This window comes from Desulfococcus sp., assembly GCF_041737845.1.
In the GTDB taxonomy this organism is placed as follows: Bacteria; Desulfobacterota; Desulfobacteria; order Desulfobacterales; family Desulfococcaceae; genus Desulfococcus.
Window position 1 is genome coordinate 23,846 of sequence record NZ_JBGSQX010000116.1, and the last position, 12,357, is coordinate 36,202.

Below are 12,357 nucleotides of genomic sequence, written 5' to 3' on the forward strand. Positions count from 1 at the left end.
TTTTTGATCCAAGTCAATGACCCCGGCGGCGCCGTCGACTATAGACGGGAGCGGACAGCCTATTTTCAGACAGGAGGATACGCCGTGAAATGGACGGATGAAGCGGAAACGGAGATCAAAAAGGTCCCCTTTTTCGTTCGCAGGAAAGTCAGGCAGCGGGTGGAAAAAGAGGCGGCCGCGGCCGGAAAATCGACGGTCGGTCTCACCGAGGTAAATACGACGCGGAAAAATTACCTGGAAGGAATGGCCGGCGAGGTCAAGGGCTATCAACTGGACCTCTGTTTCGGCCCCGGCGGGTGCCCCAACCGGGCAGGCGATGCCGAACCGCTGACGGCGCGGATCGAATCCCTCCTCCGCGAAGCCGATCTCCTCACCTTCCTCCGGCGGGAGGTGGACGGGCCGCTCAAGTTTCACCATGAATTTCGCGTGACCCTGGCGGAATGCCCCAATGCCTGCTCCCAGCCCCAGATCAAGGACGTCGGCATCATCGCCGCCGCGCCGCCGGTTCTGACCGACATCGACTGCACCCGATGCGAGGCTTGCAAGGAGGCCTGCCCGGACGATGCCGTCACCCTGTCGGCCGACATGGAGAGGCCTGTCATCAGTGCCTCTCGCTGCCTCTCCTGCGGCCGGTGCGTATGGGCCTGCCCAACGGGCACCCTTGCGGAAGAGCGACGCGGGTTCAAGGTCCTCCTGGGCGGCAAGCTGGGGCGGCACCCCCGCCTCGCGTCGGAGATCCCGGGCATCTTTTCCGAAGACGAGGTCATGGAGATTCTGGCGGCATGCCTCGATTTCTACAAGCGAAACAGCCGGAACGGCCGCCGGTTCGCAGAACTTCTCACTCCGTCCGCACTGGAAGACTTCATCGCAAAATTCGGCAGGCCCGAAACATCGTCCCAACTTCCTTCCTGACCTGTCGCGGCCGGGCATGAGGCATATCCCCATCGGACGCCCCTGCCCGGCGGGTCAAATCAATCCGTCCGGCCCTGCCGTTCACGGGGCATTTTACGGGTTGTCTCCCTCTCCTATCTTTCGTATAGTATCCAACAATTCTTCCATGGATTTTCTGGAAGCACAGATTACCCCTGCCTGAACAAAGGAGGAAGAATGCGCCGTATCCTGACCTTCACATGGCTTGCCGGCCTGTTCAGGGTCGTACTTTTTCTGCTGGCCGTTTCCGGCGCAGCACATGCGGACCCGGATGAGACTTCATCCCCCGCGCTTTCCAGTCCTTCCGACGCCTCCAAAGACATCCGCAACCTGGTCGAGGCCTCACTCACCACCCAATCGGATGATATCAAAGATCTGAAGGCTAAGCTATCCAGCCTCGAAGAGTACGAGAAGGCCATCAATGCGACCCTGAGCGCCATATCCATTCAGCAGACCGCGCATACCACCCTCCTTCTCGCATCCGAATCCGACCTGCAGCAGATCATCCAGGCCAAAACGGACAACGATGCCGCCATTGCGAACCTGTCCGGTCTCATGGACAAGCTGCGGATCGACATGTCATCCACCGGCACCCGCCTCGCCCAGGCCGAAGAACTGATTCTGATGAACCAAAAAGACCTTTCGACGGTTCAGGAGGGAATGCCCGAAACGCCGCTGACTGCGAAATTGATCCGTAAGATCAGGACACTCGATGATCTGCTCACCACAAAAAAAAACCTTCTCCAAAAAATGGCCGGCATCCATGAGACCGCCTTCAAAAACCTGAAGGAATCCCATGACCGGCTGACTGCGATGAAGGCGCAGTTTGATGAAAAAATATCTCAAAAAAAGAAGGAAGTACTCTTCATACGGAAAATCCCGTCGATGGAGGCATTTGACGTAACGGTTCTCAAAGGTCTTGTAGCGGATGTTCCGGCGCGCATCGTCTCGAATCTGAAAAACGATTACCAGGAGATTCTCAAGGAAGGATATCTGCGCATCACCGGGGTGACCCTTTTTGTGGTCATGGTCCTGATCGCGATGTTTCGGTTCAAGCAAAAGATTTACCGCTGGGACAAACAGCAGGATCTTGTGAAGCATTACCCCCGGCGCCATATGGCGACCCGAATGGCGATCCGTTCCCTGCCCCTGGGATGGACGGCCGCCGTGCTCTATTTTTTTGCATTCGTTCAAAATTTTTACGCCAGGATATCTCTTTCCGGGATCGGGTTCGTGGTGGCGTTCGTCTGGTTGTTGACCCGCTGGGGTCTTGACATAACCCGCCTGTGGAATCAGGCCGTCGACCATCCGATTCCCGAACCCCTGGCGGTCCGCCTCCGCTGGCTCATGCGCATGGTGCGCGGCATCACCATCCTTGCGGCGTTTCTGATCTGGATATATGGTCGAACGAGCACCATCTCGGCGGCCATGGACATCGTATTCCATCTGATGCTGGCCGCCTGGGCCGTCGCATTCAATCGGAGATTCAAAACAGTTCTCACTGAAAAGGCCCTTTCCCCCCTTCCCCTGGCGGCGATCTCAAAACTGCTCATCCTTGTCATCTATCTCATTCCCCTGGGCGGGATCGTCATCAATCTTTCAGGTTACAGAGTGCTTTCCGGCTACTGGATAACATCGTGGGGCATCAGTTCAGCCATTGCCCTGTGGTCGTGGCTCACCTTCAACCTGATCCGGGAATGGCATGGCCAATTCAGGAAAACGGGGGCTTCAGCAGCGACGGAAACTGAAAAAAACCGGCCGTTGAAGTGGTTTTTCATTCAAACATGCTATCTGGCCTGGTTCTGGATCTCCCTGATCGGCATCATTTTCGCCTGGTATTTCGACAAAACCCGTTTTTTCGTTGGCATCGGGGAGATGATGACCCTGTCCCTGAGCGTGGGCAACATGAACTTCAGCCTGTTCAATGTGATAGAGGTTGCCATCGTTTTGCTGATGACCCACGTTCTGACCCGGATCTGGCCCAACATCTTTCAGGAAAAATTCATGGGCGACAGCGGGATGGACGCCGGCCTCAAGAGTTCCATCACCGTCATCACCATCTATGTCATCTGGTTCCTCGGATTTCTCATGGTATTGAACATCCTGGGCTTCGACTCCCAGTCCATGGCCGTCGCCTTGGGCGGATTGGGCATCGGCCTGGGATTCGGCCTCCAGGCCATTTTCAACAATTTTTTAAGCGGCATCATCCTGCTCTTTGAACGCCCCATCCAGGTGGGCGACATCATCGAGGTCGGCGGGGTCCTGGGAGAGGTGAAAAAAATCAACGTCCGCGCCACCCTGATTCAGACCTACGACAACGCCTCCCTGCTGATCCCCAATTCCGAATTCATCAGCGGCCAGGTCACCAACTGGAGTTTCAAGGATTTCCGGGTGCGGCGGTCCATCAACATCGGCGTTGCCTACGGCAGCGACGTGGAACGAGTTCGAGAAATCCTTCTTGAGATCGCCGACGCCATCCAGGATGTCTACAAATACCCCAAACCGGTGGTGCTGTTCACGGATTTTGCCGACAGCGCGCTGCTGTTCCAGCTTCGGGTGTGGACCCATGTGGACAAGGGGATTGCCGTGGAGACCACGATTCGATTTGCCATCGACCGGGAGTTCAGGGCAAATCAGATCGAAATCCCTTTTCCGCAGCAGGATGTTCATATCCGTTCCATCAATCCCGGAGTGTTCAAGCCCATATGCAAGAACGATGTGGCGGATGAAACGCAATAGTCCGGCCGAAGGATCTGCAGGATATGTCTCCGAAGGCTTCTATGGCAACGGGGATTCGGTGACCGGTCGGGGGAAACGGGTATCTCTATATTTAAGATATCTGTATATAAAATATTTATATTCATATACCTTGTCGATAACCGTGATAAGATTTTAATCTATTGATATGTTTAATTAAAAATGCTTTTTATATTGATCATGTTCTGTCCACAACCGGTCGACAACCCCGGTGTTTTGAACAGGGTCTCCGGATGTGTCAATAACTTGACGGTTATGAAGTTGTTATCAACAGAAGGCTGACGATAACGGGGTATGTAATATTTTTGAACATCAGGGGCCAAAAAAACGGTTTTTGGGATCGGTATTTTTGCAAAACGACATGTTGTCGGGGAGTTAAGTTTGAGGATCCTGTCGGCTTGATGGATGCGCCCTCGGTATCCGACGATTTTCATCCGGGTTATGAACATGCCTTGATCACAAGTCACGCTTTCAGGTTTTCTGGATATGACGGTTTCAAAAATCGAAAAAACTTGGTAAGATGCCCCTTCTGATTTTCAAGGCCTCTGGTTGACATGAAACAGGGGATCCGGAACAAACCATGAACACGGGAACTGCTGTATGACAAAATCTCTGGTGGAACAAATCCAGTTGGATAACGGCCTGGTGTTGAACCTTTACAACGCCTCCAAAAAGATTGCCATGGATCGATGGCAGGTGGTGTGTATCGCCGGCGTCGAGGTTCCCGTCGATTATTCCGATGCGGAGGCACTGTCAAGCGCCGGCATCCATCGGGATGATCTGAGGGATGCCCTGGGCGACCCCGTGGTATTTGAGAAGCATATTGAAAAGAATTTTGTGGACGATAAAGAAGCGGATCAGGTGAGGCGTGATTTTTTTGAGTCCATGACCGAAAGCCTCATCCCTTATCTCTCCCGTCCGGATTTTCCCGTGCGGTTTTTGATCCGAAGGTATCGGGAATTTCAAAAACAGTCCTCGTGGAGAAAAACGGCTGGATAATTTTTTGCTTGATTTATCCGAAAATCTATAATAAAAATTATAGTAATTTTATCCAAGCTGTATTACCGGGTTCAACTTCGGAGGATTGCGTTGTCTATTATCCCGTCCATAAAACGAAAACAGGTCTGGTCGGCGGGCATTTTCAGTTTTTGGCTCCTGTCGGTTTCCGCAACAGCGCTTTATGCCGATATCTACAAATACGTGGATGAAAGCGGTGTGATGCATTTCACCAACGTGCCCACCTCCGAACGATACGAGCTGTTCATCAAGGGCGCCACCGAACCGCCGCCGGAGGCTTCAACCGATGCGCCGGGCCAACCCTCCAAATCCCCGGAGGCGCAGACCTCTCCCGAAAGCGGCGGCGATTACGCCATCCAGAAATTTTACGGCACCGATATCTACGATGACTATATCTCCATCGCAGCCCAATCCTACGGCGTCCCGTTCTGCCTGGTGAAATCGATCATCAAAGCCGAATCCAATTTCAACTGCAGGGCGGTATCGGTGAAAGGCGCCCAGGGGCTGATGCAGTTGATGCCCGATACGGCAAGGCTCATGAATGTCGACAATCCTTTTGACCCCTATGAAAACATCATGGGGGGAACCCGCTACTTCCGCATGATGCTCAACCAGTTCAACGGAAAGGTCAAACATGCGCTTGCCGGCTATAATGCCGGCCCGGGAAATGTCGAACTGCACAATGGGATTCCCCCGTTCAGGGAAACCCGGGATTATATCGGCAGAGTGGCCAGGTTTTACCGTCAGTTGAAATGGAGGGAGGTCCTCCAGGAGGAGCAGGCAACCGGTGAGTATCGAGAGGCAGACAGAGAGGTCACCACTCAACCGATCAGGGTTCCGGGCGGGCTGACGCAGCTCACCCGAGTCAATTAGCCGCCCGATATCCGTATTCCCGTTCCATCCGCTTCTGCCGTCCCGCTCCGGTCTCAACCCTCCTTTTAAGGCCACATCCCATTCCGCGGTCATCCCGGGCAGCCTTCTTATAGTTTCAGGGCCGCCCGGATCCTGCCGATCTGTTGATTGATGTGGTCGGCATGCCGGGTATTGGCGAGCGTCATGAGAAGGCGGGCGGCTTCGACGGGAGATTCCTGCCGGTTGCCCAGGAGCATCCGGTACCAGTGGGGAAGATCCAGATCGAATGAATCAGAGAGCAGGTCGGCCTGCTTCCGCAGGGCTTTCGAGTAATCCGCGACGGTCATGCCGTCTGATCCCTCCGGTGCCTCTCCTGCCCGGGCCGCCCGGTATCGGGGCAGGAGGCCTTCGACCGCTCTTTTGCGTGTTTGATATCGACCGATGGGGAGCACCCAGTAGCGGACGATGATATAACTCGAGGCTCCCAGAACGAAACTGACGAATGCGGAAAAGTAGATCAATTTCATAATCACCCTGTTCGGTATTTGAGAGACACGGCGGCATGAAAATGATAGGGATATATAGAACCGGCCTGAAAAATGCCACCTCTTTTTTGCCCGCGGATTTCGATCGGGCTTTGCTTCGGCCGCCCCGGAGCGGCATCAGCGGACCGGATGTACGGCATGGATAACCCATCAGATTCCCTTGCATCGGCCCTTGACGCCGCCATACGCATTCTGACGCGGCGAAACCACTCCCGGCATGAGATGGCGCGCAAGCTCAGGCAGCGGCGATTCACGAAGGCGGTGATCGATGCAGCGATCGCCCGGTGCGAGCAGTTGGGATATATGGACGACGCCGAGACGGCGGCAGGTTATTTCAGGGAGCTGATTCGAAAGGGAATGGGTGGGGAGCGCATCCGATTTGAAATGAACAAGAAGGGGCTTTCCGGGGATACTGTCGAGCGCCTGCTTGAGGCGTATGCGGGCGGCCCCGATGAAACGGCGGCGGCCTGCGGGCTGCTCACCCGGAGGATGGCGAGCTTTGAAAGGGAATCGGACCCGCAGAAGCGCCGGGAAAAGATCTTCCGGTTCATGTATTCCCGGGGATTCTCCGCCGATATCACCATTGAAGCGCTCCAAAAAAATGTTGAAAAAACCCCGTCCGGTTAAATGTATCATTTGGACGGGACCGCCGGGTGTCATGCCCCTCAGGGAGAAATGAATGAAGCGCACGAAGATTGTTGAGCTGCTCAACACGGATCACCCGATGAACGATGTCGTGGTCAAGGGATGGGTCAGAACCCGCAGGGATGCCAAAGGATTCTCCTTTATCGAGCTGAACGACGGCTCCTGCCTCAAAAACCTCCAGGTCGTGGCGAGTGAAGCCATCGCGGGCTATGACCGTCTGAAGGAATTGAACACCGGCGCCGCAGCGGCCGTCACCGGCCGGCTGATCCCGTCCAGGGGCGGCGGCCAGGCATGGGAGATCCAGGCGGAGCGTGTCGAGGTCATCGGATCGGTCGATGACGACTATCCCCTCCAGAAAAAGCGCCACAGCGACGAATTTCTGCGGACCATCGCCCATCTCCGGCCCCGGACCAACAAGTACGGGGCGGCCTTCCGGATACGGTCGCACCTCGCCTATGCCGTCCACACCTTTTTCAGGGAGCGCGGGTTCACCTACATCCATGCCCCCATCCTCACCGGGTCGGACTGCGAGGGCGCCGGAGAGATGTTTCATGTGACCGCCCTCGACCTGAACAATATTCCCAGAAAAGACGGGAAGATCGACTATTCGGCGGATTTTTTCGGGAAGGAGGCCAGCCTCACGGTGTCCGGCCAGCTCTCGGCGGAGATGTTCGCCCTGGCCCTGGGGGATGTCTACACCTTCGGACCGACCTTCCGGGCGGAAAACTCCAACACCAGCCGCCATGTGGCCGAATTCTGGATGGTCGAACCGGAAATGGCCTTCTGCGACCTGGCCGGAAACATGGCCCTGGGCCAGGAGCTGATCCAGTACCTGATCCGCTATCTGCTGAACCACGCCGCCGAGGATATCGACCTGTTCGCCCGTTTTGTGGACAAGGGGCTGAGGGCGTGCCTGGACGGCATCCTGGCGTCGGATTTCGTGAGGCTCCCCTATACCGAAGCGGTGGAGATCCTCACCTCCGCGAAGCGAAAATTCGAACACGAGCCGGCCTACGGCAGGGACCTCCAGTCGGAGCACGAGCGCTATATCACCGAGGAGCATTTCAAAAAGCCGGTCATCATCCACGACTACCCCCGGGAGATCAAACCCTTTTACATGCGGGTCAACGATGACGGTCGGACCGTCGCCGCCATGGATGTCCTGGTGCCCGGCATCGGCGAAATCATCGGCGGCAGCCAGCGGGAGGAGCGCCTGGAGGTGCTGACCGCCCGGATGGATGAGATGGGATTGCGCCGCGAGGATTACTGGTGGTACATCGATTCCCGCCGCTACGGGAGCGTCCCCCACAGCGGGTTCGGGATGGGCTTCGAGCGGGTGATGATGCTCATGACCGGCATCCGCAACATCCGGGACGTGCTCCCCTTTCCGAGGACGCCCGGCGGTATTGAATTCTGATCCTCCTCCGGCAGGAAATGTCCCGGAAAACCCTAATCAAAAAAGACGAAACCATGAAACCCATAGTCAGTGTGATCGGCCGCCCCAACGTGGGGAAATCGACCTTTTTCAACCGCGTGACCCGCGCAAAAAATGCCCTGGTGGACAATTTTCCGGGGGTGACGCGGGACCGGATCTTCGGAGACGCCGTCTGGAACGACGTTGAATTCACCCTGGTGGATACGGGCGGGTACGCCGATGACGATCAGGACCTGTTTGCCGGCCCCATCCGCGCCCAGATCAACCAGGCCATCGCGGAAGCGGAAGCGGTGATCATGATTTTGGACGGCAAGGGGGGCGTCTCCCCGTTCGACCGGGACCTGATGGCGCTGCTGCGGTCTTCCGATAAACCGGTGCTCTATGCCGTCAACAAGATCGACGGAGAGGAGCAGGAGGATCGGCTCTATGAGTTCTACAGCCTGGGGATCGATGTTCCCTTTCCCATTTCGGCGGAGCACGGCTACGGCATTTCCGATCTTCTGGATGAACTCGTTTCGGTCATCCCGACATTCAGAACCGACCCGGCCAAAGAGATGATCCGGATCGCGGTGGTGGGGCGGCCCAACGCCGGGAAGTCCTCCCTCATCAACCGGATTCTGGGCGAGGAGCGCCTGGTGGTCAGCGACATCCCCGGGACCACCCGGGATGCCGTGGACACCATCTGCAAGGTCAACCAGAAATCCTATTGCCTGATCGATACGGCGGGAATCCGCCGCAAGGGAAAGGTCACCGAAAAAATTGAAAAATTCTCCATCATCAAGGCCTTGAGAAGCCTGGACCGGTGCGATATCGCCCTCATCGTCATCGATGCCGCCGACGGCATCACGGACCAGGACATCAGCATTGCCGGCTATGCCCACGAGCGGGGATGCGGCTGCATCCTGCTCCTCAACAAGTGGGACCTGGTGGAGAAGGAAAATAACACGGCCAAAACGTATTATGAACGCCTGCGCCTGGCCTCAAAATTCCTGAGTTTTGCCCCCGCCATGACCATATCCGCCCTGACGGGGCAGCGGGTATCGAAGATCTTCTCCCGGGTCGATGCCGTTTATGAACAATACAGCACCCGGATCGGCACCGGCCAGTTGAACAAGATTCTCTCCGAAGCCCTTGTCCGCAACGAACCTTCCCTGCACCAGGGCAAGCGGCTCAAGTTCTATTACGCCACCCAGGTCTCCACCAAGCCGCCGACCTTTGTATGCTTTGTCAATTATCCGGAGGCGGTCCATTTTTCCTATGAGCGATACCTGATGAACCAGATCCGGGAAGGCACCGGTCTGACCCAGACGCCCATCCGCCTCCTGCTGCGCCAGCGCACCGGCCGCATCGAGTTCGGAAAGAAAAAGAAGGAAAGAGACCCGAAAAAAAGCAGAAAGTAGCGGGATGTCCGGCTGTCTCCCCAGGGCGCATCAGCGCAGGATCTTCCGGATCTCGCCCAGGTTGCGGATATGGTGGGCCGCCTTCAGAGAGGGGTTGGCATAGGCGATGAAGGGGATCCCCGCGGCGGCGGATGCCGCTTCGTCCACCTGGGTGTCCCCCACGTAGACGGCTTCGCCGGGGCTGAGCCGGAAACGGCCCAGCACCTTGTTGAGCCCTTCGGGCGCGGGCTTGGGACGCTGGACATCCCACGCCGTCACCACCATGTCGAAATAGCCTTCCAACTGGAATTGAGACATGATGGCGGGCATGGTGTCCGTCCGGTTGGTGACGATGGCGGTCTTGAAGCGGGGCCTCAATTCTTCGATCAGGGGCTTCAGGTGCGGCTCGATCTCCATAACGGGGATGAATTCCATGTAGTTCATGGTCCTGCGGAAGGCCTGGGCCGCCTGGAAGCTCTCTTCGTCGTCGAACAGGTAGGCGATGCTCTCGTCCCCGGTGTGGGCATGGACATAGGCAAAATCATCGTCGGTCATCTCCGGACGGCCCAGGTGGGCCAGTACCCGGTTGTAGTAAGATTTGTTGATGCCTGCCGTATCGAACATCACGCCGTCGCAGTCGAAGATCACGATACGGGTGTCGTTCATCCCTGGCCGTCGCTTTTCACCCGCGGTTTTTCAGCGAGATTGCAATAGACGTTGATGGTCAGCTCCGGACGGATCTTGCTGTCGGTCTTGACGATGATGGTGTCGTAGTACCGCACCTTTTCCTGCTTGAGGTTGAAGACGGTGAGCATGTAGGCCTTTCTGCCCTCTTCCTTCGATACCTCCACCCGGATGTTGCCGTCCTTCTCCGGTTTTGCGTCCAGAATCCTGAAGGGATATTTATCCATGGGGACGATGGTCACCTTCGCGGAAACGTCGTCCCCCGCCTGACCCGTCATCCTGACCCGAGCGGGAGTGATGTCGACAAACTGCTCCACATTTCCCTCGATCTGAAGCATCAGGGTTTTCTGGGTCGGGTCATTGGTCAGGACGCTGATGGTCTTGCTGAGCTTTTTGCTGCCGTATCCCTTGGTGTTGACCTTGATGGTGATGGATCCCTCGCCGCCGGCGGGGATTTGCCTCGAAAACGAGGCGGCCGTGCACCCTCAGCCGGTCTGCACCTTTTCTATCTGCAGTTCTGCGGTTCCCCGGTTCTGAATGATGAAGTCATGGACGACCTCTTCACCGTCGACGACCGGTTTGAACTGGAAAATCGGCTCCAGGGCGACGGCGAGCGGCGCATCGGACGACCCGCCGGCGGCTCCGAAACAGGCAGCGGCAAGCATGAAAACGATGCCCACGGATATGCCAACGCATTTCAGTTTCATTGAAAAAACTCCTTGTTGATGCGAAGTAAAGACATATAACGAAATATAACATCCATAATACGTAAACCACTAAATAAGGACGGTCTTCGGGTCATGTCAAGGGTTCTTTTTCGGGCGGACGTTACAGAGGGCCTTCTGAAGCGCAGCAGCCCCCATGCGCGGCATGGGGGCTGAGACGGAGGGACTGCGGTCCGGGGATCGGATTCCCCGCAAAATGAAATTGTTGCTTTTCAGCGCCTATTTTTTCGCGATGACGTCATAGTAGGGCTGCCCGGAAACAGCGCCCCAGCCGCCGATCTGCTTTTTAAATTTCTTGAAGGCCTCGTGGACCTTTTTGGACACGGGGTCCTTGGCCGCCTCCTCCTCCAGGACCTCTTCCGACAATTTTCTCAGGTCTTCCAGCAGGGGATCGGGGAACCGCACCAGATTGACCTTGTGGACGGTGATCAGCTCCTCGAGGGCCTGGCCGTTGCCGGCCTCGGCCTGGCACAGGCTCCAGAGGTTGGTCTGCATGGCGCATGTATCCAGGGTCGCCTGGAGGTCCTTGGACAGGGATTCGTAAGCTTTTTTGTTGAAGATCACCTCGAGGGTCGTGCCGGGCTCATGCCAGCCGGGATAATAGTAGTACTGGGCGGCCTTGTAAAGTCCCATTCGGAGATCGAGCAGGGGCCCCACCCATTCGGTGGCGTCGATGACGCCGCGCTCGAGAGAGGTGAAGATTTCACCGGCGGGCAGAAGGACCACCGTCCCGCCGGCCTTGGCCACGACCTTGCCGCCCAGTCCGGGGATGCGCATCTTGAGGCCCTTGAAGTCCTCGATGGTTTTCATCTCCTTGCGGAACCACCCGCCCATCTGAACGCCGGTGTTCCCCTGGGGCCTCGGGATCACGTTGAAGGGGGCGTAAACCTCTTCCCAGAGCTGGAGTCCGCCGCCGCTGTAAAACCAAGTGTTCATGCCCTGGGGGTCGAGGCCGAAGGGGACCGATGAGAACCATTGGGCGGCCGTCGATTTTCCTGCCCAGTAATAAGAGGCCCCGCTGCCGCACTCCACGGTGCCGTCGGAAACCGCATCAAAGGTTCCCAGGGCCGGGACCAGCTCGCCTGCGGCAAATACCTGGATTTTAATGCGTCCGCCGGTGGCGGCGTCCACCGACTTGGCGAACATCTCGGCGCCGGTCTGAAGCACCGGGGTGTTGGGCGGCCAGGTGGTGACCATCTTCCATCGATAGGTTTTCTCCGCGGCCAGCACGGCCGGAGCAGAAACGGCCGTTCCCGCGACCGCCGCGACGGTTGCACCGGTTTTTTTCAAAAAATCGCGTCGTTCCATACGATCAGACTCCTTTCATGGTGAGGTAAAGAGACGATGTTGTTTGGAAATCCAACGGTGTTGCCGATACGGATCAACCC

At 56.8% G+C, this 12,357-nt stretch carries 11 protein-coding genes; 7 read left to right on the forward strand and 4 right to left on the reverse strand.

All coding sequences use genetic code 11. From position 1 onward, the window contains the following. Window positions 1–84: 84 nt before the first annotated feature. The 4 genes from ACEW8N_RS13590 (at window position 85) to ACEW8N_RS13605 (ending at window position 5,577) form a co-directional block, all read left to right on the forward strand. Window positions 85–912, forward strand: a complete 828-nt coding sequence (locus tag ACEW8N_RS13590) for a 4Fe-4S dicluster domain-containing protein (protein ID WP_373500374.1) — start codon at window positions 85–87, stop codon at window positions 910–912. Between the two features lie 195 nt (window positions 913–1,107). Continuing rightward, on the forward strand, window positions 1,108–3,669 hold the full coding sequence (locus tag ACEW8N_RS13595; RefSeq protein WP_373500375.1) for a mechanosensitive ion channel domain-containing protein: 2,562 nt from the start codon (window positions 1,108–1,110) through the stop codon (window positions 3,667–3,669). Window positions 3,670–4,287: 618 nt separating this feature from the next. Beyond that, window positions 4,288–4,686 (forward strand): hypothetical protein, encoded by a 399-nt coding sequence (locus tag ACEW8N_RS13600; RefSeq protein ID WP_373500376.1) that lies wholly within the window; start codon window positions 4,288–4,290, stop codon window positions 4,684–4,686. A 90-nt stretch (window positions 4,687–4,776) separates the two neighbouring features. After that, entirely contained in the window at window positions 4,777–5,577 is an 801-nt protein-coding gene (locus ACEW8N_RS13605; RefSeq protein ID WP_373500377.1) for a transglycosylase SLT domain-containing protein, read from the forward strand. Between the two features lie 107 nt (window positions 5,578–5,684). Here the strand turns inward: ACEW8N_RS13605 and ACEW8N_RS13610 are convergent, their stop codons facing one another. Further along, a complete protein-coding gene (locus tag ACEW8N_RS13610) occupies window positions 5,685–6,083 on the reverse strand; it encodes a hypothetical protein (RefSeq protein ID WP_373500378.1) in 399 nt (132 codons plus the stop codon). A gap of 156 nt (window positions 6,084–6,239) precedes the next feature. On the opposite strand from ACEW8N_RS13610, the gene ACEW8N_RS13615 reads away from it, so the two are divergent. Genes ACEW8N_RS13615 through der form a run of 3 tightly spaced genes read left to right on the forward strand, consistent with a single transcriptional unit; the run spans window position 6,240 to window position 9,581 of the window. Beyond that, on the forward strand, window positions 6,240–6,728 hold the full coding sequence (locus ACEW8N_RS13615) for a regulatory protein RecX (RefSeq protein ID WP_373500379.1): 489 nt from the start codon (window positions 6,240–6,242) through the stop codon (window positions 6,726–6,728). A 52-nt stretch (window positions 6,729–6,780) separates the two neighbouring features. Further along, window positions 6,781–8,163 (forward strand): asparagine--tRNA ligase, encoded by a 1,383-nt coding sequence (asnS, locus tag ACEW8N_RS13620; protein WP_373500380.1) that lies wholly within the window; start codon window positions 6,781–6,783, stop codon window positions 8,161–8,163. A gap of 53 nt (window positions 8,164–8,216) precedes the next feature. After that, window positions 8,217–9,581: a ribosome biogenesis GTPase Der gene (gene der, locus ACEW8N_RS13625; protein WP_373500381.1), complete on the forward strand. Its 1,365-nt coding sequence runs from the start codon at window positions 8,217–8,219 to the stop codon at window positions 9,579–9,581. A 30-nt stretch (window positions 9,582–9,611) separates the two neighbouring features. Here the strand turns inward: der and ACEW8N_RS13630 are convergent, their stop codons facing one another. The 3 genes from ACEW8N_RS13630 to ACEW8N_RS13640 form a co-directional block, all read right to left on the reverse strand. Next, window positions 9,612–10,226, reverse strand: coding sequence for an HAD family hydrolase (locus ACEW8N_RS13630; protein ID WP_373500382.1), 615 nt, complete (start codon window positions 10,224–10,226; stop codon window positions 9,612–9,614). After that, the gene (locus ACEW8N_RS13635) at window positions 10,223–10,951 is read right to left on the reverse strand and encodes an OS_HP2 family (seleno)protein (RefSeq protein ID WP_373500383.1); all 729 of its coding nucleotides are present in this window, start codon (window positions 10,949–10,951) and stop codon (window positions 10,223–10,225) included. The genes ACEW8N_RS13630 and ACEW8N_RS13635 overlap by 4 nt, the downstream gene beginning before the upstream one ends. 237 nt (window positions 10,952–11,188) lie before the next feature. After that, the gene (locus ACEW8N_RS13640; RefSeq protein WP_373500384.1) at window positions 11,189–12,277 is read right to left on the reverse strand and encodes a TRAP transporter substrate-binding protein; all 1,089 of its coding nucleotides are present in this window, start codon (window positions 12,275–12,277) and stop codon (window positions 11,189–11,191) included. Window positions 12,278–12,357 lie beyond the last annotated feature (80 nt).

Excerpts from the sequence above, each read along its gene's own strand:
- ACEW8N_RS13595 (WP_373500375.1), top strand. The coding sequence starts at position 1,108 with ATGCGCCGTATCCTGACCTTCACATGGCTTGCCGGCCTGTTCAGGGTC.
- ACEW8N_RS13600 (WP_373500376.1), top strand. The coding sequence starts at position 4,288 with ATGACAAAATCTCTGGTGGAACAAATCCAGTTGGATAACGGCCTGGTG.
- ACEW8N_RS13610 (WP_373500378.1), bottom strand. The coding sequence starts at position 6,083 with ATGAAATTGATCTACTTTTCCGCATTCGTCAGTTTCGTTCTGGGAGCC.
- ACEW8N_RS13615 (WP_373500379.1), top strand. The coding sequence starts at position 6,240 with ATGGATAACCCATCAGATTCCCTTGCATCGGCCCTTGACGCCGCCATA.
- asnS (WP_373500380.1), top strand. The coding sequence starts at position 6,781 with ATGAAGCGCACGAAGATTGTTGAGCTGCTCAACACGGATCACCCGATG.
- der (WP_373500381.1), top strand. The coding sequence starts at position 8,217 with ATGAAACCCATAGTCAGTGTGATCGGCCGCCCCAACGTGGGGAAATCG.
- ACEW8N_RS13630 (WP_373500382.1), bottom strand. The coding sequence starts at position 10,226 with ATGAACGACACCCGTATCGTGATCTTCGACTGCGACGGCGTGATGTTC.
- ACEW8N_RS13640 (WP_373500384.1), bottom strand. The coding sequence starts at position 12,277 with ATGGAACGACGCGATTTTTTGAAAAAAACCGGTGCAACCGTCGCGGCG.